Origin of the sequence: Leptothoe sp. LEGE 181152 (assembly GCF_032906605.1) — a bacterium.
In the GTDB taxonomy this organism is placed as follows: domain Bacteria; phylum Cyanobacteriota; class Cyanobacteriia; order Phormidesmidales; family Phormidesmidaceae; genus Leptothoe; species Leptothoe turfae.
Genome location: NZ_JASATU010000022.1, coordinates 34,205 through 57,013, shown reverse-complemented (window position 1 = coordinate 57,013; position 22,809 = coordinate 34,205). Strand labels below are relative to the sequence as shown.

Sequence of the window (22,809 nt, the reverse complement as noted above, 5' to 3'; positions counted from 1 at the left end):
ATGAAGCGAGGACAAAATAACCCTGAATCAGCATTGTCAGATTAACTCCTCTCAAGGCTCAGCAACGCCCACAGCATACTTCAAATGTCATGCATTTCATCCCCCTTGAGCCAACAACTTATAGCAGCGCGAATGAGCTGATAAACCGATCGACATCTGTCTCATTATCGTCAATAGCAAATAGCAAATAGGCACGCTCATTGACAAGATAGAAACGCATGTCAATGGTTCCTTCATCATGGCGATAGCGATAGCGCCGACCTGGGTGCCCCCCCAGCTGAACGTTCACTTCTACAGCCTTTAAAACTGCAGGGTCAATATCTTCAAATGAGTCTCTTAGATTATTGAGAACAACCTCTGACCCTTGGCTCAGAAAAGTGGTGGGCAAATCAGAATACGCAACCATATATTGACTGTTAGAACTAGACGTTTCAAAGATATGGATTTCAACCGGATCCCCTTCAATGTCATCATCTTCAGTGGTGACGTCTGGAGGTGTGGGAAATGCGATCTCAAAACGTCCTGGTGATGATGAATATAAAGAACTTTGGGCAAGTTGCCATGGAGCCACAGGTTCAAAGGCAGCAACCGGCATGCCAGGCAGCATGCCCACAGCTCCTATAGCACTCAAGGCAATCACACTTTCCATCATTAGACGACGGATCAATCGAGATCTATGCATACTCATAAAGTTAGTCTCCAAAACTAGTCGGTCGGAACATCGGGCTACCTAACGTTTCTATAGATTAGTTTTGAGACTCTAATGATCACTACGCCCAACCGGTTCACCCAATCGGGTGATTGAGCCAGTGCTTGTTGATTGGAATACAGTCTTCTACCAAAGGCTGGTCATGAACAAACGCCTGTACCACCCTAGAGCTGATCCAAGTCAGGTATTAATAACCAATTGACTAATAACTCCACACCTCAAAAAGTGCCAGGCTCGTCACTTCGTATTTTAAAGTTGCCTCAGGCGGACCTGAGTCTATAGAATGTTAGACTGCACTAGTTTTATTACGGGTCAAAGAAGGAGACTGGGCCACATAAACCGTTTTTACGTTGAAGGATTGCATCCAAAACGTACTCAAAGCGCGCTTTATCTGGGCTCGAGCAGAATCATTATGGCAAAACGGGTTCAGTTAGTTCTAAGTCAAGATATTAGCAAGCTAGGTAAGACGGGCGACCTCGTCGAAGTAGCTCCTGGCTATGCTCGCAACTATTTATTGCCTCGTGGTTTGGGGTATCGGGCAACTCCCGGTGTGCTCAAACAGGTAGAGCGCCGCCGTGAAGAGGAGCGTCAGCGCCTTGAGCAGATTAAGCAAGATGCTGAAGCCATGAAGACTGCGATCGCAACCATCGGTCTCTTCACCATCAAGAAAGAGGTGGGCGAAAATGAGGCAATCTTCGGTACAGTCACTGCTGATGAAGTTGCCGAGCTGATCAAGACCAACACTGGTAAAGACATCGACAAGCGCGATATTGATGTTCCCCCCATCAATAAGCTGGGTGAGTACACTGTGCTGGTTAAGCTCCACGCTGAAGTCACTGCAGAACTACGGCTACGGGTTGCTTAGGTTATCTAACCCACTGCAAGCATTGCGCTTAAATGCCTGCAATACAATGCACTCATCATTCGATCAAGCCCTAGGTTGCTCATCAAATCTAGGGCTTCCTTATGGGCAACCAACGTACGCGAACTAACTATGAAAGGGGATGAATGCTTTGCAAAAGCCCCCTGAGAACTCTGACACACTAGATCATGTCAGGGCAAAGCGCATATAATACAAATGAACTAAAAAACCTGTAGCCAGGTTATAAATACTCGTTTTCCCTGTTATCTTCTCTATCTATAGCGTTTTGTAATCACCCTTGACGCTAGATGTGGATGGCTAAGATACTGATAAACAGGGAGTGGCATAGACTGCTACGTAACTATCCGGCATGCGCTTCAAATATTTTCATGCCGCTTGCCGCTCCCCTCTTTTAGCTCCCCTCACCATATTGCCTGAAGGTCATCATGGCTAAAGAACATAAGTTTCAAGCAGATTTTGATCGCCTACCACCTCAGAACATCGACGCTGAAGAGGCTATCTTAGGCGGTATTTTATTGGACCCAGAGGCCATGGGTCGTGTTACTGAAATTTTGGTCCCCGATGCCTTTTATATTGCCAGTCACCGCGAAATCTATCGAGCTACCCTTGAACTACAGGCTAAGGGCAAACCCACTGACCTGATGACCGTTGCCTCCTGGCTCAAAGATCACAACTTGCTTGAAAAAGCTGGCGGGCAAGCCCGCTTGGCCCAGCTGTTTGACCGCACCATCAGTGCCGCTAACATTGACCAGTACGCCAAACTGGTCATGGATAAATACACCCGCCGTAAACTGATCCAAATCGGGGGTGAAATTGCCCAGCTCGGCTATGAAACTGAAACTGCCATCGAAATGGTCCTCGACCAGTCTGAGCAAAAGATCTTCGGCATTACCCAAGAGCGTCCCCAGCAAGGGCTCACTGCGACATCTGACATCCTGACTGAAACCTTCGACGATATCGAACAGCGCTCCATGGGCATGGTGCTGCCTGGTCTATCTTGTGGGTTTTACGATTTAGACGCCATGACTCAGGGGTTTCAGCGATCTGATCTGATCATCGCTGCTGGACGTCCGGCCATGGGCAAAACAAGCTTTGTCCTGAACGTGGCTCGCAATATCGCAGGCGGACACAAGCAACCCATCGCTATATTCAGTTTGGAGATGTCCAAACAGCAGCTCGTGTATCGTCTGCTATCGGCAGAGGCCAGAATTGAAAGTGGTCGCCTACGCACTGGGCGCATTGGGCAGCATGAGTGGGAACCTTTGGGACATGCCATTAGTTCTCTGTCTCAAATCCCCATTTTTATCGATGACACCCCCAATATTTCAGTAACTGAGATGCGCTCTAAATGTCGTCGTCTTAAAGCTGAAAATGGTGGTGCCTTAGGACTTATCCTGATCGACTACCTCCAGCTGATGGAAGGCAGTAGCGATAACCGAGTCCAAGAACTCTCTAAAATCACGCGATCGCTAAAAGGGCTTGCCAGAGAACTCAATGTGCCAATTATCTCTCTCTCCCAGCTCAGTCGTGGCGTAGAGTCGCGTACCAACAAACGCCCCATGATGTCCGATCTTCGTGAAAGTGGATCTATCGAGCAGGATGCAGATTTAATTATGATGCTGTATCGAGAAGAATACTACGACCCTGACACCCCTGATCGAGGTCTCGCAGAAGTCATCATCGCTAAGCACCGTAATGGTCCTACAGGAACCATAAAATTGTTATTTGAACCCCAATATACTCTCTTTAGAAACCTTGCTAAACCAAATTCATAGGAGAACTTCCTCACTTACTCTTCAACTCGATAGCCAAGTTCCGCCAGGTGCGATCGCGACTGCCGCCATCGATCCTGCACTTTCACAAACACCTCTAAGTACACCTTGCCAGCAATGAGCTTTTGCATTTGCTCACGGGCAGCTGTATTAATTGTCTTCATCATCGACCCTTTTTTGCCAATGAGAATTCCTTTTTGAGACTTGCGCTCTACATAAACTGTCGCCAGCACATTGGTAATCTTAGGCGTTTCCTCAACTGTTTCAATCGTTACAGCAACAGAATGGGGAATTTCTTCACGGGTATGCAACAACACCTGCTCACGAATTAACTCGCCCATGATAAAACGCTCAGGCTGATCGGTGACTAAATCAGGTGGATAGTAATAAGGGCCAGCATCTAGTCGTTCGATCAAGCTTGATTTCAAAGCCGCCAGCCCTGTCTCTGTCACCGCTGAAAATTTACACACAGGCCAGCCATTCTCATCAGCCAGTGCTTGATAACTAATATCAATCATCTGGGCCTTAGTCTCAGACTGTAGATCAGCTTTATTGATACCTAGAACAACCGGCACCTCACTACGCTTCAGCAAATCTGCAATAAACAAATCACCACGACCTAACTCGCTGGTACCATCCACCACGAACAACGTCACATCCACAGAGTTGATGGCAATGCGGGCATTTTTGACCAGCACTTTGCCCAACTCATGGTGGGGTTTGTGAATACCAGGGGTATCCACAAAAATGACCTGCGCCTCCGGCAACGTCATCACCCCACGCAGGCGATTGCGCGTCGTCTGGGCAATGGGCGAAGTAATGGCAATCTTTTGCCCCACCATCGTATTCATTAGCGTTGACTTTCCCACATTGGGACGTCCCACGATCCCAACAAATCCGGAACGAAACCCCGGTGGAGGTGTTGGGGCTCCCCCCAGATCAATGGCCATACTTATTCTATAACTCTAACTATTAACTCTTTTCCATTACCCAGTGGGCAGCAGACCACCTTACGTTTCACCCGTAATGTGAACTACAACATCTCGGTGATAACCATGGCTACGATGTTCCCACAGGTAAATTCCCTGCCAGGTACCCAACGCCAACCGACCATTCATGATAGGAATCTGCTCCGATGTATGGGTCAAGGCCGTCCGCAAATGGGCAGGCATATCATCTGGTCCCTCAGCACTGTGGTTATAGTAATTACCCTCAGGTATTAACTTGGCCAAAAAGTTTTCCATATCAACCAGCACATCCGGATCTGTATTTTCTTGGATCACCAAACTGGCTGAAGTGTGGCGTAAAAACAAACAGCAAAGCCCGGTTCTCACCCGAGATTCACGGACAGCATCTTGCACCTGCATCGTAAATCGCTGCAATGATTTAGGACGGGTTTGTAAGGTTAGCACAGTCTGATAATGCACGGACGTTGACGTGGTAGGAATCATGGTGATGCCCTCTGAAATAAAGACTCATCATGCTTTTCAGCATAGAGCAGGACTTACAGTCACGTCCAAGTTGCAATCTGTAATTTCTTTTAAGGTACGCCAAGCATTTTGGACAAGAACAAAGCCTAGTCCAGGGTACATGGGTTTGCTACCTAACACCTAAAGTTTCCACCTATAAACGTTGTATCAATTACCGAGTAGGGAATCTTGAGCTTACAGATACCGGGTGTTTTTAAGACCTTGACATCGCATCTACCTTGAGCCTAAATGCTGCCTCCAAGCCCGATCATTGTCATTATGCAGGGAGTTGCTGCATGGAATCATTGGCGTCGCATGCAAGCACCTGACACAGAGGCACCTCAACTGAGAGAGGCACTGTTGATCCGAGCCGAGTTACCTAGGGTTAACCTCAGTCAAGTGGACGGCTGTATCAGTAATTTCTCTGGTGCTAATTTATTTCAAGCCAACCTTTCGCAAGCAATTTTCTACACCGCAAATTTATCCCAGGCCAAGTTGGATTGGGCCAGATTGACAGGCGTGGACATGCGGGAAGCTAACCTCAGGGATGCCAGCTTGATTAGAGTGGACGGACAGCACACCAATTTTGCCATGGCGGATCTACACGGTAGCAACCTCAGGGAAGCCATCTTAACCGACAGTAACTTTTGCAAAGCATCCTTAGCAGGCGTTGATGGCTGCATGGCGCAAATGAGTCAATGTAATCTGAGCCATACAGACTTGCAGAACAGCCTTTTTTATACTGCTGATCTGCAACAGGCTAACTTGCGACAAGCCAAGCTCACCTCAGCTGACTTCCGTGAAGCCAATTTAACCCAGGCAATTTTAGAAGATATCAATGCCTGTCACACCAGCTTTGCCAGGGCAATTTTAGACCGGGCAATTCTAACGGGAGCTTTGCTAGCAGACGCTAACCTGACGATGGCTAATTTAAAGCTCACCATCCTCAATAAGGCTAATCTCAGCAATGCCCAGGTGCAAAATGCCGTTTTGACGGAGGCCAGTCTTGTGGGTGCAACACTCTGCCAGGCGCAGTTGCAAAATAGCAACATGGCTCAAACAGACTGCCGCAATACCCTCTTTAGTGAAGCCAATCTGGAAAACGTAAATTTGCAAGGAGCTGACCTGAGTGGAGCCAATTTGAGCAAGGCTGCATTACAAGGCGGTTGCTTAAAAGATGCCAAATTGAAACATACCAACCTGAGCCACGTTGATCTACGCCATACTGATTTAACGGGTGCCGATTTAAGTCATGCTATTTTAGCTGGCACGCAATTACCCAAAGGGTATGAGCCAACCCAGTATTCCGTGAGCGAAACAGAGTCCTGTAATAGGCAGGTGGCTTAGGGTTAACTCAAATAATCACTAATTGCATTTGAGATCGCACCATTACCATCCGTGGCCAGTTTCTCGCCTGTAGGGGGTACCAGGGGTTGCTCTAAAAACGACCAGTCCCCCTTAAAGAAAGTATGGCTATCTAAAATTTGGTGATAGGCATGGCGTTGGATACCAGTCATCAGCAAGGGGGCTTCGGCAAAGCCCTCACGGGGCAGCGTCACGACACCGCGATCTAGACGACAGGCTTCGGCAAAGGTGCTATATCCGGGTTTAGAAACGATGCGATCGCACACCACCATGATGTCCGCAGGCCGCAGCCCAATCTCCGCAATCTTAATCAGGTTCGGTAACTCTGGTGCATTGCGATCAAAGGTGAGAAACTGCCAATGGGGATAGGCCCGTAATGCTGTCTCATAGGGAATTTGAGATAACCCTAGCCCACCAAACGTCAGCAGAATGGTGCGATCGATAGGAACCGTAATGCCAAATTTCTCTCTGATTACATTGGCTGACAGCTTAGGATTTCCCCCCGTGAGACCGACATCAGTGATGTTAGGGAAAGCGACCATATCTTCATGGAAAGGGAGACGAAAAAGGCGATCGCAATCCCCAAAGCAGTCTGCAATCCAGTCTGCAATTGCCTCAAATTCACCTCCCCAGGGCCGATAAATAAAGTCCCAACCAAAATTCCCCATCATCCAGCAGGGTAAATTCACAGCCTTAGCCAGCTGAGTTAATAAAGGAGGAATATCCCCCATAATCAGGTCAATGCCTGTGTTTCTAATAAACTCAACTTCTGGTGCCAGAATCTCATCCTGATGCTCATAAATCCATTTAAGTTTCTCCAAGGTGGCAACCTTATCCATTGTCAAGCTGTCACTTTGTAATACACCAATATCAAAACTCACCGCTCGATAGGTCACTTGCTCAGGCTGTAGATAAGATTGCAATAACCATTGGGGAGCCGTCGTTGCCAGAATAATCTCTACATCGGGTCGACTCTGTTGCAATGTTGCTGCCATGGAGGCAGCACGGGTAGCATGGCCAAACCCATGGTTAGTAACTGCGAGATAAAGCTTAGGCATAAACTTTTGTTCTTTCTATTAACATTTAACAATTCAGCCTTACACCACATATTATCTTCGTAAGTTTAAAAGACCGCCATCATCATTTTAGGCTAACTCAAGCTTGTAACTAGGGTGACCTATCCTCCTTACCCTGCAAGAATTACAGAAAGAGCATTGTGACAATTGTTTAACCCCTAGAGAACAACTCATAAAAACCTCTAAAACCTTTAAGTATTAGTGAAATGTATGGATTGCCATCTCCTTAACGTTAGAAATCAATCAAGATAATTATCATCGGGGACAAAATTTAGTAACAACAGTAGAGACAAATCTGTTGACTGCTGATCGCATTCACTGTCCATCAAACCGTAATATTTAGAATCTCATGAGCAGCGCTTTTGTTGAATTGGGTAACTTGTTTGAACTTAATGAGTTTTTTGAATTTGATGAATTTGAATTGATTATAGGAACACCAGCCAGTGAACAGCTCAATGGTACTGAAAATAACGAAGTGATTATCGGCCTTCGTGGCGCTGATACAATTAACAGCAACGGTGGTTTTGACCTACTGTTTGGCAATCGCGGCAACGACACCATTGCAGGTGGATCTGAAAGCAATTTTATCTTTGGCGGTCCTGGTAGAGACACTATTTATGCCAACGGTGGTTGGAATATCCTCATCGGTGGTCCTGGTGCTGATCGCATACATGGCAGTAACCAATCAGACTTCATCCTGGGTGGCAGCGGTAGAGATATCATTTATGCCAACGGCGGTGGAGACTTTATCGCGGCTGGTCGTGGTGCTGACAAAATTTACGGCAGCAATCAAGCTGACATCATCCTGGGTGGCAGCGGCAAAGATACGATTTACGCCAACGGTGGTGACGATCTGATTGACGGTGGTGATGGTATTGATACAATCTGGCTCAGTGGTGACGAGACTGTTGTTCTCGATGCAAACAATAGTAAGTACGACATCATCAAGAACTTTCAACTAGGTCGGACTACTTTTGTTGTTAATGACCTTGAGAACTTAAACGTTCAAGGGAGCAGTGACGGCGCTAAAATCTATCAAGGCAATAACCTACTAGCGACCGTTAGCTGGCAATCTGCCAGTGTCTTTGAAAACAACATTAACGACATCTTTGTTACTGAAATCGACGAAGTGGTTGTGTAACACAGGCATTTGGGAAGTTGCAAACAAATAAATAAAGGCTCCAGTATTGCGTTAGTGAGGTTTTGGATGCTGACATCTGATACTTTACCTAGCCAGGATCTCCTGGCTTAAGTTGACACTTCTCATACTACAAATTAGTGCTAATCATCGTCATCGAGAATCATCTTCTTGGAAGAGTCTGATTCTCGATGATAATTTCTCTTGGAATTTTGTCAAACCGTATGCGCTGACAGGAGATCCCTTAATGATAAGCATAGGCTTTATACACACATGGCTCAGCGATCCTCAGCATTGCAGCATCCATCACACCTGGATTGGGATTGCTACTTAAGGCTATAAATTCCTGACTGGTGTATGTATTTCGGATTGTATCAATTATACACTGACCAAGTTCCTCAAACTTCTGATCTGAGAATATGCCCAACTGGGTGATGCGAGCTGTGATTTCAAAAGCCATGCTAGAGGTGTCTTCTCAAGAAAGCGCGAATGATGTCTTTAAAGAAAATAGATGGCAAGCAACTCTTTCAGCTTGGATTACTAGGCCTAGGAGTAGGCATATATAATATTGTCGCGGTGATGCCTGCTTTAGCATCTCCTGCACCTATATTTGAGCCGGTTCTTGATGAACTTACCACTTCAAACTTTGCTGTACGCCTTCCCACGTCTGTACCCACCGACGTGGAACTACATCCCTTTACTCGAAACAAACATCCTGGGTTCCATATCCTCACTGTTGGTACCTCACCTGAATGTTCAGGTGAGCGTTGTCTGGCCTTTAACATTGTGACCATCCCAGAGCCCAACACCTGGCCAACTCCAGAGGAAAATCGTTTAACGCCTCTGACACCCGTTGTCTTAGGCAACGGTATTCAAGGCTATATCGCTGAAGCCATGGGCTTTGCATCTGTGGAATGGATGCAGGATGGCACGCTCTATATATTGAACTACAGTACAGATATACTGTCGTTTGAGGATGCGATCGCAATGGCCACGTCTATGGCGACTGAACCACCGGTCTCAGGAGCACAATAACCAACACTTGAGTAATACCAACTTCGAGTTCATTAAACCTGAACCAAGTTCTTCCAGAACCAAACCGCTTTTCTGTTCTAGGCCAATGGACAATCCATAAAAACAGAAATGGTGAGGTCGTTAAACGACCTCACCACTCACAGATTTATGTAACGAGAGCCTCTATGGCCAGTTCTGACAATGAATTGGCCAGCAGTAGCTTATTACAAAACAGGTACAAACTGCTCTTTCTCAGGGACTGTAGTATACTCAGCCACAATCTGACGGAACTCATCTCCGTCAAGAGTCTCTTTCTCAATGAGAATATCGACCACGCGGTCCACAGCTGCACGATTATCTTGAACCATGCGCTTAGCATCGTCGTAGCACTGCTCAACAATGGTGCGAACTTGTTCATCGATGCGCTGAGAGACGGTTTCAGAATATTCAGAACGATTACCCCAGCTGCCGCCAAGGAAAACCTCACCCTGAGGATTCTCTAGAGCCAACGCCCCCAACTCAGCAGACATACCAAAGCGGGTAACCATTTGACGGGCCATGGACGTCACCTGTTGCAAGTCGTTCCCCGCTCCCGTGGTAACCTCAGCCTCACCAAAGATGATGTCCTCAGCGGCACGACCCCCAAGGGCACCGGTAATTCGAGCCAAAAGCTGGGCACGGGAAATCAACATCTGGTCTTCGCTGGGGGTAAACCAAGTTAAACCTTGAGCCTGGCCCCGGGGAATCAAAGTCACCTTCTGCACAGGATCATGGGCCTTAACCAGGGTACCAATCAGTGCGTGGCCAACTTCGTGGTATGCAATCAAACGCTTGCTCTTACCGTCGACTAAAGGTGTGCCTTCCATACCGGCGATGACGCGATCAACGGCATCATCAATTTCCAGCATCGTAATGGCTTCCTTACGACGACGAGCGGTAAGAATAGCCGCCTCGTTCAGCAAGTTGGCTAAGTCAGCACCTGTGAAACCAGGTGTGCGACGTGCGATCGCATCCAAGGAAATCTCATCCGCCAGCTTCTTATTGCGGGCATGGACTTCCAGAACCGCAATACGGCCCTTAACATCAGGTGGATCAACCGATACCTGACGGTCAAAGCGACCGGGACGTAACAGCGCCGAGTCAAGTACATCGACACGGTTAGTCGCTGCAATCACGATAATGCCGCTGTTGCCCTCAAAACCGTCCATCTCGGTCAGCATTTGGTTGAGGGTTTGCTCGCGCTCATCGTTACCACCCCCGATACCAGAACCACGGGAGCGACCAACGGCGTCAATCTCATCAATAAAGATGATGCAAGGAGCATTTTCCTTCGCTTTCTTAAACAGGTCGCGAACACGAGACGCACCAACACCCACAAACATCTCTACAAATTCAGAACCAGAGATGCTGAAGAACGGCACACCCGCTTCACCAGCGATTGCTTTGGCTAGCAGCGTTTTACCAGTTCCAGGAGGGCCAACAAGCAAAACACCTTTGGGGATGCGAGCACCCACAGCTGTAAAGCGCTCAGGTTTCTTCAAGAAAGTCACCACCTCTTGCAGCTCTTCCTTGGCTTCATCAATACCTGCCACATCATCGAACATGATGCCGGTCTTGGCTTCCATCATGAAACGAGCCTTTGATTTACCAAAGTTCATGGCCTGACCGGGACCACCGCCAACGCCACCGTTGGAGCGACGGAATAGGAAAAATAAACCTGCAATTAGCAAGAACGGGAATAGCAGATTGCCCAGAATACCAACCAAAGCACCGTCGTTACGAGGTGGGTGGGAATCCAAACTGATGTCAGAATCGCGGAGACGCTCAACGAGCTCAGGCGCACTACCGGGTAGGTCCACACGCCAGCGCATAACGCGGTTATCTAGTTGTGGATCAACCGCTTCAATAATGGCTGTTCGGCCACCATCATAGAGGTCAACCGCTGTCACTCGACCAGCATCTATATAGTCTAAAAACCGGCCGTAGGTCATACGGGTACTTGCCGTATTACGACTCATGTTTGCGGGGTCTCCGCCCATGGAACCTTGCCAGAAGAAAAACCCAATTAACAGGGCTGGCAATGTCCAGAGCAAAATGACTCTCCAAGAAAGCTTCATATCTCGGTGGCCTCGTTTTGATTAACAGTCCTAACTGCCTAAGCAGATTGAAAAGCAAGTTCTAAAGCAAGCTATAAAAACCTGTGAGTTGACTAAAAGCCTGCCAATGGCATTTTCTTAAGTCGATTAGGTTTAATTAACTACATTGTTTACTAAATGTAACGTAATTTCTCAGATACGGGCAATCCGTTACGTAGTCACTATGTTACCGGGTGATCACAAGCTAGCTGTTTAGTCGGTCTAAAACCATTAACTAGTAGCTATTGCGATCGCACGTTCCAGACGCCCCTGATCAAAACCACGCTGGTGCAAAATCACCCAGGACTCCACTAGGTCTGGTCCTTGCATATCCCCCATTAGGGCTGCTCTCAGGGATCTCATAATCAGACCTTTTTTCACCCCCAATGCCTTAGTCACCTGATTAATCAGACCTTTGGCATCACCCACCTCATTTAGGCCTGCATGGGCTTTAAGGGTATCTAAAACAGCCTGCATTGCATCCGCCACACCATCTTTTTTAAGCTGCGCTACCGCTGCCTCAGAGAACTCCATGGTCGGCATAAAGAAAAAGCGGCTCAGGTCAACACAATCTTTTAAGCGAGTCAGACTCGGCCCTGCTAAGGCAGCTAACTTGAGCAACCAGTCTTGATCAGCCTCTGTATCAAATTCATACCCCGCATCTTTTAGATAAGGAGTCATCAGTGCTAACAAACTCTCTGGGGATTTCTGATGCAGGTACTGGCTATTGATCCAGTCCAGCTTATCCCAGTCAAATTTAGCGCCAGCCTTATTGACCCGGTCAAAGCTAAACAGCTTTGCAGCCTCATCTAAGGTGAATAGCTCTTGGGCATCAGGGGCAGACCAACCCAGTAACGTCATATAGTTGGCCAGCGCTGCAGCAGTAAAGCCCATCGTCTGAAAGTCAGAAATAGAGGTGACTCCATCACGCTTGGACAGCTTGGCACCCTTTTCATTCAAAATCAGCGGTGTGTGGGCAAACTGGGGCACAGGCATCCCCATGGCCTCGTATAGCAAGATTTGCTTCGGAGTATTGCCCACATGATCTTCACCACGAATGACGTGGGTAATGCCCATATCGGCATCATCGACCACCACTACAAAGTTATAAAGGGGCTGACCAATTTCTGTACTTGAGGAGGCGCGAGCAATCACCATGTCGCCCCCCAAATCACGACCTTTCCAATTGACTGGACCACGCACCATGTCGTTCCAGGTAATGTCGCGGTCGTCATCAATTTTGAAACGAATCACCGCCTGACGTCCCTCTGCTTCAAAAGCAGCAATTTGCTCAGGGGTGAGATCGCGATGCTGATTGTTATAACGGGGTGCTTCACTACGGGCTTTTTGCCGCTCGCGCATCTCATTCAGTTCTTCGGGAGTTTCGTAAGCACGATAGGCCAGTCCTTGATCTAGCAACTCCTGAATTTTTGGCTGATAGAGACCCATGCGCTGGGTTTGATACACGGGCTCCTCATCCCAGGTCAGACCTAGCCATTGCAAGCCATCCATAATGTTCTGGGTGTACTCAGGCTTAGAACGCTCTAGATCGGTGTCTTCTACTCGCAGAATAAACGTACCGCCCTGGGCACGAGCAAAAAGCCAGTTAAAAACTGCGGTTCTGGCTGTCCCAATGTGGAGATTGCCAGTGGGACTCGGAGCAATCCGAACGCGAACAGACATGGTTGATAGTGCCAAAAACGAAACAGCTAGGTCTATCAGCGTACTATATGGCAGCCTGTAGAGGTTGCACCGTTTACAGCAGTGATCTGTGCCTGGTTATTGGGTGCTGTAGCTCCTCCTAGCATTACTTTTAGAGGTGGTATTTTGGGCACACTGGTGCGTGCAGAGCTATTACACCTAAGGGATATGGAATGCCTGTCCCTTGGTGATCTCAGCATTGGCGGAGCAGGGGTCTTTGATGTCATTGCACTATATGGTTTATTTGCACGACTACTCACTTAGACTGCTTAAAGATCCCGCAAAGTTGTCTGAGAAAGAACACCAAGTTGGAACAATGATAGTGTCAATAATTCTCTAAGAATTAGACCGATTTATATTGATATTTAGGGCCAAGCTTTATGCTGAGTGAAAAGATTCAAGATGCAGCTATACGAGCAAGCATCGCCGATGACTGCGCTAAATTAATTGATAAGCAAGTAGCTGCTAAAGGTGGCCTCACTGGCATGGCCATGAAAACTGCCTACGGTGTGATCAAAGGAGTTGGCGCAGGTTACATCCCTGGTGCCATTAATCGACTACTCCCCGATGCATGCAAAGCCCTTGAACCTATTTGGCAAGAAGGTGCAGCAGCGGGTGACCCAGTCAAATACCTCAGTGAAAATAGCGATCGCACCGCTGACAGCATCTTAAGTGTGACCGATGCCCGTATTCAAAACACCAGCAATGGCGTCGTTAGCGGAACGTATAAAAAACTACGTAAATCCGTTAAGAATGACGTAGAAGCTGCCGTTCCTGACCTGGCGCAAATCATCTACAGCCACGCCGCTTAACACGGACTCAAAATCCCATCCCTGCGTAGGGGCAGCACCTTATGCCTGCCCCTTTGTCCTAATAAATAGGATTTGGTATTACCAAACTCGCCAGTCTTCCCAATCAAGGTTGAAGATAGACGTATCAGGAAAAGCGGTAGGATTGCCACGTTCTTGCAACCGTTGCTGTAGCTCCAAAAGCTCAGGCTCAAATCGAGGTAAATCATCCACCAAGCTATAGGGCAACAGTTGATTCTCCAGCGCATAGTCAATGGTTGCACCAGCAGCGATGCCCACCGACCACTCAAACGAATGAACACGATAGGCGGCAGCAGCAATCGTACTGGTGGCAATACTCTTCCCCGCAACCAGCATGTTGTCGATCTCCTGGGGAATCAGCGCCCGCAGGGGAATCTGACCAGGATAACTCTGCCCATGGGCTCGCCGTACACCAGCCCGTTCAGTATTGCCTGGCAGCTCAGGCGGTGCTAACTCCATACAAGGATGAAAGTCGATGGCATACTGAGCAATGCCCAATGAATCTGGAAAGATAGTGGAACGGGTGCGGCGAGGGATATCTGTTGCAGCCTTATTCTCTCCGATAGCGGCAGCGGTTTCTAAACCAGCCAATGCCCGGCGCAATTGTAGATACATACCATCGGGTAACTGAGTCTGGTAATACTCATCGCTATAGTCCACACGGGAAATGTCAATCTCATTGATCATGAATCCCTCCGGATGACCATAAGCAGGTCGTCCTATAATTCGACGACCCTCGCGGATATAGGGATGCTTGGATAAGCCGTGGGCTGTATTCATAGGGGCATCAAAACCGGTGAGAAATCGATGACGAAGATCCACACTTTTAATGCCATAGCCCAGCTGAGAATCTGACAATCCACCAATCAACCAGTGGTAATAGCTGAAGGCATTTTCTTCACCCCGGCGCAGAGTATCTACACGCAACCCACCTAGCCAACCGCCAGGTTCTAGCTGGCCTGTAGCTTCCAGCTGCTCATGGGAATAGATCAGGTTGTCTACGAATGTACCTGGTCGGTAGTCATTGCCCCAGGTCCAATTTTGCATGGAGATATCGCCGGGCTTAATATCACTAACTCCAAAAATACGGCGCTCGGGTCGGTTGCCCGGTGCCCATAGCCGCCGATAAGTAAAGACAAAATCAATGTAGTTGGTGTTGTCGCGCTCGCGTTCAAAGCTGAAATATGGAGCGTAAATGTCGTAATACTCTGGTCGTTCCTGCACTTGGGCCTCTTCAGTCCGCTCCATTGCGAACGTATAGGTAAACCCCTGGGTGCAGTAGGCATCGCCCGTCAAGGTGGGCGAAGACGGGTTGAGATAGGACTTTGGATCTAGGCCTAACCGATAGGGCACCCCCGACAGTGCAATCAATTCGCCCGTTTCGGTGGCCTCAACCACGTACCAATTAGCAGGTCCTTCATTGCCAGTAGGCTGAAAGCGAATAATGTTTTTGCTTAAACGCTCTGAATCTTCGTAGCGATAGACATCTTCGTAGAAGGCAGATAACGGCTCGGTATTGAGGGGAGGTGTACCCGGTGCTGGGCTGTGTTGGATTGCGATCGCACTTTCAATCATGGAGCCATCAATATCCAACTCCTTCACCACTGTTGAAGGAAACCACTTCAGGGTTCCATCCCCCTCACGGGCTGCCTCATTCAGCATATCCACCAAAATATCGTGGGCATCAGCGGGCAAAAAACAAACTGCACTAACCCAGCAGTCCCCTGGATTCTGGCGACCATAGAGATCCAGTACCCGTTGCCGCAGGTCTTTATAACCTGACGCATAAAACAAAAGTTGGCGCTGCATTCTAGCTTCATCTAAGGCCGTTGTCCCCTGAGACGTCAGCTGCCCCCCTAACCAGTCAGTCATCTCTGTCAGGCAAACTGTTCGTCCAGCGTGCAAACTCTCGTAGGCGGTAGACACCCCCGCAAGGCCACCACCAACCACCAAGACATCACAGCTTTCAGTTTGCTCAATACGATTGGGCTGGGCTGCCAACGGGCTAGCCAGGAGGAGTAAGAGACCAATGGCCGAGAAGAGGCGCTGACCAAAAGAGCTTAAAAGCAAGCTAGCAGAAATTCGCATATAGGTCCTTCCTTAGTCACTGACATTACTGCGCCCAACACTATATCCGAGCACTAAACCCAATAAATTGAGAATTCATGGCCGATACAGACAGAAGCAGTAGGATACACATCAGCTACCACAGTAAACAATTAAATCAATTTCAACATCGCCATACCCGGCCAGAGCGGTTATTCCCACAGTGGTTCGACTGGGTAACCGCGCCTGGTCAAAGTAAGACGCATAGACTTGATTAACAATCTCGTAGTAGCGAAAGTCCGTGACAAAAATTCGAACCATCACAACATTTTGAAAGCTTGTACCCGCATGGGTTAACACCCGTTTCAGGTTTTCCATCACCTGCCGCGTTTGCGCTTCAACATCCAGCTTTAAGACTTCACCAGACTCAGGATCTTCAGATAACTGCCCTGTCACGAAGAGAAAATCTCCAGCCTTTACAGCATGGGAGTAAGGAGCAACTGGAGGTAGTGCATCAGGCAAGGTAATAAATTCAAGCATGGTAGATCAGCCACGGTAGTTGGTGCTGATCTATTTGCTCATTGAAAGAGAATTGGGTATTCAAACAACCTACTTCATTAAAGAATTGCGCTCACGCCGCCCCTGCTGTGCTTAAAAGCAACCACATGTCAGCAGACTTGAGGCACCGAATTCCCCATACAGGTCACTACAATCGTCCCTAAACCCTAGAAATATAGAACATTGGATCAAGCAGCCGTTAGCCAGCTCAATCGCAGACATAGCCAGGAAATTCACACCTAAAATCAACCTGAAATATGATCATTTAAACGAGATTTATGATACATTTGTATTAGTTGATGAGGCATATGTTCTATTAGTTCCTCGTCCTCTTCTGCAATATGAACGATTTAGATATGGAACTTCAGACGATTCGGCAGAAGCTACAAACCCTGAAAGCATCTCCTCCCGAAACAATGGCAGCTCCTTGGAGCCCGTCACGATTGACTGCGCCTTCCCCTAATTTAGCCCAGGTGACCACGGCAATTGAGACCCTACGGCAACGCTCAGGTCAAACACTGTCATCGTCTCCAGTTCCTGGTTCTAGTTTGCAGCAGTTTGATGCTGCGCTTGGTGCCGTTGAGCAGCTGGCACAGCAGCAACGACAAGCCTTGCGACGATTACAGTCCGTAGGTGATAGCCTGATTCAACACATCCAACCGGGTACATCGCCAGATATTGATGACATCACTCGCTTTTTAGCAGAATGCCAGGCCATTCAGATCCCCACTGTTCAACGTGATGCCGATGGATATTTAGAATTGATCTATCATACGGTCGATTTTCACCAGGCTGAGCACGACGCTACGTCAAATGCACAAACCTTAAGGTTGCGATCTCAGTCACTATTCAAACACCCGCTCCATCAAGAACAAGGGCGTTCTAATGGTTTTGACGATCAGGATTATCGCAAAACCAATGGCACAGGCTTTGTGAGCGACCTCAGGCGTGTTTATCAGCAACTGTCTGGATCTATCCAACGATGGACACGCCGCTATCTACACTCTAGACAACAAACACGGGTTTCACAATTTACCCTCCTAGACAGTGCAATTTGGTGCATTGGTGCAGCCATTTTCCGGCTGATTCTAAATCAACTGTTTCAAATTAACCCAGCACTATGGCCGCCAGTAGCATTTATTCTCATTGCTGGCATTACCCTCAGTCTTTACAGAGCTATTCTTAGCCCCCACCCCGATCCAGTATTAGGGTATCGCACACTTATGATCATCCTCGGTTTGCTGGTCGGCGGTCGTTTTGCCTAACCCCAACAACCACAATCACTACAACAGATATCAGAGCTTTTATACATTTTCACTAAAAGCAGTGTAGTTAGTTTTGTCATGCAGTTTCTTTCCTACTCATTTCATTCTTTCCCAAGAGGTCTCCCATGGTTTACCCCAACAATGTTCCCCATCGCCCTCGGTCACAAAGTCTAGGTCCCAAACCTCTAGTGGCAGCTAGTCTAGCCATGATTCTCACAGCTTTACTGATCGATTTTAATGGCATCAAAAACTTTTTTACATCCGCTAGTACAGCTAGCCAACAAGCCCATTGTAATGATGTAGTAAGTGATGACGCCAAACTATCTCGAGAACAGTTAGCCCAACTCCTCACCATCCCAGAACGAGATGCCAAAGAGAGAGTTCGACAAGTCGTCAGCGAACCCTATTGTGCATTACCCACACTAAGAGTTCGATCTGGAGTGGATGCGGAACGAGAAGCCTATCCCCTCGCATTTGATCCTGGTACAACCCTTGTGATTCTCTACGAAAATAATGAGTATGCAGGTTATCGTTTCAGCTTTGAGTAGGTCTCAGCACAGGGTTTGGATTTTATTCTTTGGCTTATTACTAAGTAGTTGTCAATCCCAAGCAACACCCCCCAAACGAGTCATTAATATCCAACAACAGTGGGAACTGGAACCCGGCGATAAGATTGCAGACCATCTCGTCGTTGGCAGTTTAGGCGATATTTCCATTCAGCTTAAGCGCCAACCCTTAAGAGCACCGTTTCCAGGCAAAGTGGAGCCCAGCACATTCGAACAGTGCGTAATTTATTCCACCCCTGAAATTCCAGCTTACCTGTTTCGATTTTGTGGTTTGCAAAGGCCCAGATTTGGCAACATTAAAGCCGGGCAAACCATGGGTGGAGGAAGTCACATACAATTTGCCACATTGCGCCGTCAGCCCGATGGCACTTGGATTATTGTTGAACCCTCTACCGGAGTTTTAGAACGAGCCATTTCCCAACATAAGCCTGCCAGATCTCCCACTAAAGATGAGACAAGTCAGGATCAAGTCAAATCATCTCAGACACTACAAGGAAAAAAATCTGTTAACTAACAAATGTTTCCTGGCAACCTCTCTCACCTTGTGTTTCCGCCCTCGGAGTCCTGATCACTATGCTGCGCTTCAAGCTTCACCACCTTTTTGCCCTTTCTCTTTTGGTTACTACCATAGGTCATCGTCCTGCCCAAGCCATGGGTTTGAACTTTGACCTAGAGACATCATCCAAAAGATCTCAGACGTCCTCCAGTTCTGAACGTACCGACAGCCAACCCGGTTTACCAGAGACAGACTCTCCCAGTGCAGTGAAAGTTTTTAAGCCACTGCCTATACCACCTACAGCTAGTCAGCCTCCGCTTCGGATTACAAGATCAAAGTCTACGCTCCCGAGCCATGTGATCGCATCTGCGCGGGTATTAACCCCACCACCGCCAAGCGCTTTGCCAACCTCACGGGTACTCTCACCCAACCCTATTCCATCTACACCCATACCCCATGATTCATCAGAGAAGGAGGCTATTGCCTTAAACTTTACTCCGGACGCATCTATCTTCGAGCCATCAGAGCCATCACCACCTCAACCCTTAACAAAAGCTCAGGAGCAGCCTGCTTTACCCAATTGGATGTATGAAGGTGGTTCCAACTCATTAGTCGCTCGGGTTATTGGCAGCGCCGAAGGAACACGCACTGCCAACGGAAATCCCACTCAAGCTTATTACGGCCACACCGACCCAGGTAACGGTGTGTGGAACATGGGAACGTTTTCCTATCAGCACGGCGCAAGTTCTCCTCAAGAAGCTGATAAGAAGCAACTCAAAAGACTCAAAAGACAGGGGAAAACCATTGCAAACCAGGCTGATCAAGCAGAATTATCCATGACCCTGGGGGAAGTTCTTAATGGTTTAGACTTAGCAAATCAATCGCCTAGGGCGGCCTTAGAGCGTGGTGGTTATGTCGATCGTCTTGTCCAAGCTAGACATAAAGGAATGAAAAACAACGATGCCATTGTCTGGGCAAGAACATACTCTTACTTAGACCCAGATACACAGCGGTGGAATGCTCCTGGACTAGGCAACACCTTAACCAGCATTCGTAGAGATCAACGCCGTCGCCATGATGCTGTTGCCACAGCCTTCAACAGTTATCAAGCCCAGCGAGACGATCTAAATACCCCGTCAGAAGAAACCTTGAAGACCCCCATATTAGCATTAGCTCCAGAACCTTCAACTAACCTCTTTTCTACAGATAAGACCTCGCAAGAAAAGAAATTATTGGTGACTCAACCCACAGATTCAACATCATTAGCATTCAGCATTCATGATGATTGGGAGTCTTCGAGTCGAGAAATTCAGAGCAGAGATGTGCCCATAGCTAAGACATATGAGACTGACGCCATTCAGGCAAAAGACACCTTAAAACGTGGAGATGACTCTCAAGATCAAAGGTTGTCCATAGCTCCAACATCAGATCCAGAGGAAATTGCTGGCTAATCGCTCTACATACAAACGTTAGTTTGAATCAGTAAATAGACAACATTAAAAAAAGCAAGCTAGAGTGAGACTGGTGTCGGCTGACCGCGTCAAGATCATGCAACCCTCATCCTATCCAATTTCATCGCTCTCAGACGCCATTGAAAGGTGTCAAGCATTAGGTATGCGCCTCAGTCGTCAGCGTCGCTATATTTTGGAGTTGCTTTGGGATGTGCAGGAGCATCTATCTGCACGGGAAATTTATGACGAACTTAACCGTCGAGGCAAAAAAATTGGCCACACATCGGTCTACCAGAATTTAGAAGCACTCTTTGATCAAGGCATAATTGAATGTGTTGAACGCTCAGATGGCAGACTATATGGCCATCTCAATAGTTCTCATAGCCATGTCAATTGTCTAGACACTCAGAAAATAATTGATATTGATATCGAACTACCGCGTGCCGTTATTCAAGAAGTTGAGCAACGTACCGGTCTGAAGATTACCGATTATCGTATTGATTTTTTTGGAACTACAAACTGATGCCCTTCAAGGCAGTCTCCCCTGTAAGAGCACCCATTGCACCAAAGTATAGAGACTGGTTTGGCAATGATAAAACCTCTGTTCTAGCTAGAACAGCAACTTCCAGGACAGAGTACTAAATATCTACTTAAACTAGGCTTTAAGCTTGATGGACTATGTGTTGCTATCACATCAGCAAAGCAACACAAGCATTCACTGTAGGATTTAAATAATTTCTACCTCTGGCTAGTATACCCAATGGCAAAAATTTGGCGGAAATTTCATGCACCTATGCACCCATCGACTCATCCAGATTGGATAGTGAGCAAACTTACGCCCCAGGGTACTAGTCACCCAGGACTTCACGGCTAAATAGGACAAATACTGTTCCAAAAACAAGAGCAGCTAATGTGATATCCATATCTAAATCCTCGCTTAATTTTTTAGGCCATTACCAGATTGCCCTTTCTTGAAGCCTAATGCGAGGATTTAGATAAATTTTCCTTGAACTTTATTGATGTGCTTAACTACGAATTTGCACAGGCATCACAAGGTATGTCATTTGTAAACCACTAACGGGAGTCAGAATTGCTGGACTAGTGGCTGAATTGCACTGTAATTGCACTTCAGGACTCGGTAGAGCACGAAGGCCTTCTAGTAAGTACCTCACGTTAAAGGCAATATCGAGATCCTCTCCTGTCACCTGGGCAGACATCTCTTCTCGGCCACTACCCACCTCCTGGGCCTCAACTGACAAAGCCAAGGTTTGGGCTGAGCCAGCAATGGAAAGTTTGACAATATTATTGCGTTGGTCGGCTAGTACACCGATGCGCTCTAAAGCAGACATCAGCTGCTTTCGATCTATTGTCAACTGCCGCTCGAACTGCTTAGGAATTAGTTGGCGGTAATTGGGGTATTGCCCTTCTAAAAGACGAGTCGTAATGCGCTGATGCCCTAACTCAAAAACGACTTGAGTCGGATCAAATCTTAGGGAAATTGGCTCTGTTCCCTGATAAGACTGTAGTAACCGTTCTAACTCACGTAGGGCTTTGCCCGGAACTGTCACATCAATGGCCAAGTTCATGCCCGAATCATCCACACTCTGAACTACAGCTAAGCGATGGCCATCTGTAGCAGCAAATTCTAAATTTTCGGGTTCTGCCACGACATGAACACCTGTGAGCACTTGTTTGGTTTCATCAGAACTGGTAGCAAATAGAGCTCCCCGTAGACCTTCCAAAATGGATTCTGCCGAAACACTCGCTACCTGTCCATCTTCCACTAAGGGAAGGTTTGGATAGTCAGTGGCTTCCATGCCACGTACTTGATATTCACCAGCTGAGCAAGTCAGGGTAATCACTGGTTCGGTATTTGATTGGCTAAAATCCAAATCTTCAGGAGGCAGTTTAGCCACAATATCTCCCAATAGTTTGGCAGGAACTGTCAGCATCCCCCCCTCTTCAACATGGGCAGAAAAGCTGGTTTGGATCCCTAGTGTTTCATCAAAACTCGTTAGGGTAATGCGTTGTGCATCTTCATCTACCTTGACCAAAATATTTGCCAATACGGGCTTATTGGGCCTGGAAGGAACTGCCCGGCTGACAATTGAGAGATGTGTGTTGAGATCCCCCTGGGAGCACACGAACTTCATGGCTGACATATGTCTATCAAGAATGCTGGCCAATCGTAACACCCCAACAGAACGATGGAAAGCGTTTATTTTAAGCAAATTTTCTTGCTCTGTTCTATAGATAAGTTCTTTCTTTAAATTTAAACAATAGTAGTAGTAGGGCCTGTGGAAACTGTGGAAAACATCTTTACACCCCTTCTCTA

At 47.4% G+C, this 22,809-nt stretch carries 22 protein-coding genes; 12 read left to right on the top strand and 10 right to left on the bottom strand.

What is annotated here, in order from left to right; all coding sequences use genetic code 11:
- Positions 1-118 precede the first annotated feature (118 nt).
- Positions 119-688, bottom strand: a complete 570-nt coding sequence (locus tag QGP82_RS13835) for a hypothetical protein (protein WP_499059679.1) — start codon at positions 686-688, stop codon at positions 119-121.
- 433 nt (positions 689-1,121) lie between these two features.
- On the opposite strand from QGP82_RS13835, the gene rplI reads away from it, so the two are divergent.
- Both rplI and dnaB read left to right on the top strand, forming a co-directional pair.
- Positions 1,122-1,574: a 50S ribosomal protein L9 gene (gene rplI / locus QGP82_RS13830; protein ID WP_163659145.1), complete on the top strand. Its 453-nt coding sequence runs from the start codon at positions 1,122-1,124 to the stop codon at positions 1,572-1,574.
- Between the two features lie 443 nt (positions 1,575-2,017).
- The gene (gene dnaB, locus QGP82_RS13825; protein ID WP_163659144.1) at positions 2,018-3,367 is read left to right on the top strand and encodes a replicative DNA helicase; all 1,350 of its coding nucleotides are present in this window, start codon (positions 2,018-2,020) and stop codon (positions 3,365-3,367) included.
- 14 nt (positions 3,368-3,381) lie between these two features.
- Here the strand turns inward: dnaB and era are convergent, their stop codons facing one another.
- The gene (gene era / locus QGP82_RS13820) at positions 3,382-4,314 is read right to left on the bottom strand and encodes a GTPase Era (RefSeq protein ID WP_163659143.1); all 933 of its coding nucleotides are present in this window, start codon (positions 4,312-4,314) and stop codon (positions 3,382-3,384) included.
- Positions 4,315-4,374: 60 nt separating this feature from the next.
- Positions 4,375-4,815 carry a secondary thiamine-phosphate synthase enzyme YjbQ gene (locus QGP82_RS13815; protein WP_499059676.1) on the bottom strand — a complete coding sequence of 147 codons (441 nt, stop codon included), beginning with the start codon at positions 4,813-4,815 and terminating at the stop codon, positions 4,375-4,377.
- Between the two features lie 267 nt (positions 4,816-5,082).
- On the opposite strand from QGP82_RS13815, the gene QGP82_RS13810 reads away from it, so the two are divergent.
- Positions 5,083-6,180 (top strand): pentapeptide repeat-containing protein, encoded by a 1,098-nt coding sequence (locus QGP82_RS13810; RefSeq protein ID WP_163696431.1) that lies wholly within the window; start codon positions 5,083-5,085, stop codon positions 6,178-6,180.
- A 2-nt stretch (positions 6,181-6,182) separates the two neighbouring features.
- Here the strand turns inward: QGP82_RS13810 and QGP82_RS13805 are convergent, their stop codons facing one another.
- Positions 6,183-7,256, bottom strand: a complete 1,074-nt coding sequence (locus tag QGP82_RS13805; RefSeq protein WP_499059674.1) for a glycosyl transferase — start codon at positions 7,254-7,256, stop codon at positions 6,183-6,185.
- Positions 7,257-7,623: 367 nt separating this feature from the next.
- Between QGP82_RS13805 and QGP82_RS13800 the strand changes: the two genes are divergently transcribed.
- On the top strand, positions 7,624-8,415 hold the full coding sequence (locus QGP82_RS13800; protein WP_163659139.1) for a calcium-binding protein: 792 nt from the start codon (positions 7,624-7,626) through the stop codon (positions 8,413-8,415).
- 241 nt (positions 8,416-8,656) lie between these two features.
- On the opposite strand, the gene QGP82_RS13795 is transcribed toward QGP82_RS13800, so the two are convergent.
- Positions 8,657-8,872: a hypothetical protein gene (locus tag QGP82_RS13795; protein WP_163659138.1), complete on the bottom strand. Its 216-nt coding sequence runs from the start codon at positions 8,870-8,872 to the stop codon at positions 8,657-8,659.
- A 29-nt stretch (positions 8,873-8,901) separates the two neighbouring features.
- Here QGP82_RS13795 and QGP82_RS13790 point away from each other — a divergent pair, with 29 nt between their 5' ends.
- Positions 8,902-9,447: a hypothetical protein gene (locus tag QGP82_RS13790; RefSeq protein ID WP_499059672.1), complete on the top strand. Its 546-nt coding sequence runs from the start codon at positions 8,902-8,904 to the stop codon at positions 9,445-9,447.
- Between the two features lie 203 nt (positions 9,448-9,650).
- Here the strand turns inward: QGP82_RS13790 and ftsH2 are convergent, their stop codons facing one another.
- Together ftsH2 and gltX are read right to left on the bottom strand one after the other, a co-directional pair.
- Positions 9,651-11,543, bottom strand: a complete 1,893-nt coding sequence (gene ftsH2, locus QGP82_RS13785) for an ATP-dependent zinc metalloprotease FtsH2 (protein WP_163659136.1) — start codon at positions 11,541-11,543, stop codon at positions 9,651-9,653.
- 249 nt (positions 11,544-11,792) lie between these two features.
- A complete protein-coding gene (gene gltX / locus QGP82_RS13780) occupies positions 11,793-13,244 on the bottom strand; it encodes a glutamate--tRNA ligase (RefSeq protein ID WP_499059670.1) in 1,452 nt (483 codons plus the stop codon).
- Between the two features lie 45 nt (positions 13,245-13,289).
- On the opposite strand from gltX, the gene QGP82_RS13775 reads away from it, so the two are divergent.
- Both QGP82_RS13775 and QGP82_RS13770 read left to right on the top strand, forming a co-directional pair.
- Positions 13,290-13,526 carry a DUF1614 domain-containing protein gene (locus QGP82_RS13775; protein ID WP_499059745.1) on the top strand — a complete coding sequence of 79 codons (237 nt, stop codon included), beginning with the start codon at positions 13,290-13,292 and terminating at the stop codon, positions 13,524-13,526.
- Between the two features lie 116 nt (positions 13,527-13,642).
- Positions 13,643-14,074, top strand: a complete 432-nt coding sequence (locus QGP82_RS13770; protein ID WP_163659134.1) for a DUF6918 family protein — start codon at positions 13,643-13,645, stop codon at positions 14,072-14,074.
- A gap of 78 nt (positions 14,075-14,152) precedes the next feature.
- Here QGP82_RS13770 and QGP82_RS13765 read toward each other — a convergent pair whose 3' ends face one another.
- Together QGP82_RS13765 and QGP82_RS13760 are read right to left on the bottom strand one after the other, a co-directional pair.
- Positions 14,153-16,180, bottom strand: a complete 2,028-nt coding sequence (locus QGP82_RS13765; RefSeq protein WP_499059669.1) for an FAD-dependent oxidoreductase — start codon at positions 16,178-16,180, stop codon at positions 14,153-14,155.
- 111 nt (positions 16,181-16,291) lie between these two features.
- On the bottom strand, positions 16,292-16,678 hold the full coding sequence (locus tag QGP82_RS13760; RefSeq protein ID WP_163659132.1) for a RidA family protein: 387 nt from the start codon (positions 16,676-16,678) through the stop codon (positions 16,292-16,294).
- A 359-nt stretch (positions 16,679-17,037) separates the two neighbouring features.
- Between QGP82_RS13760 and QGP82_RS13755 the strand changes: the two genes are divergently transcribed.
- The 5 genes from QGP82_RS13755 to QGP82_RS13735 all read left to right on the top strand — a co-directional run bounded on the left by QGP82_RS13755 (position 17,038) and on the right by QGP82_RS13735 (position 20,997).
- A complete protein-coding gene (locus QGP82_RS13755) occupies positions 17,038-17,961 on the top strand; it encodes a hypothetical protein (RefSeq protein WP_163659131.1) in 924 nt (307 codons plus the stop codon).
- A 125-nt stretch (positions 17,962-18,086) separates the two neighbouring features.
- On the top strand, positions 18,087-18,509 hold the full coding sequence (locus QGP82_RS13750; protein ID WP_163659130.1) for a hypothetical protein: 423 nt from the start codon (positions 18,087-18,089) through the stop codon (positions 18,507-18,509).
- A complete protein-coding gene (locus QGP82_RS13745; RefSeq protein WP_163659129.1) occupies positions 18,475-19,041 on the top strand; it encodes a hypothetical protein in 567 nt (188 codons plus the stop codon). The genes QGP82_RS13750 and QGP82_RS13745 overlap by 35 nt, the downstream gene beginning before the upstream one ends.
- Before the next feature lie 59 nt (positions 19,042-19,100).
- Positions 19,101-20,474 (top strand): hypothetical protein, encoded by a 1,374-nt coding sequence (locus QGP82_RS13740; protein WP_163659128.1) that lies wholly within the window; start codon positions 19,101-19,103, stop codon positions 20,472-20,474.
- Between the two features lie 97 nt (positions 20,475-20,571).
- Positions 20,572-20,997: a Fur family transcriptional regulator gene (locus tag QGP82_RS13735; protein WP_163659127.1), complete on the top strand. Its 426-nt coding sequence runs from the start codon at positions 20,572-20,574 to the stop codon at positions 20,995-20,997.
- A 502-nt stretch (positions 20,998-21,499) separates the two neighbouring features.
- Here QGP82_RS13735 and dnaN read toward each other — a convergent pair.
- Positions 21,500-22,627, bottom strand: coding sequence for a DNA polymerase III subunit beta (gene dnaN, locus QGP82_RS13730; protein WP_163659126.1), 1,128 nt, complete (start codon positions 22,625-22,627; stop codon positions 21,500-21,502).
- Positions 22,628-22,809: the final 182 nt, after the last annotated feature.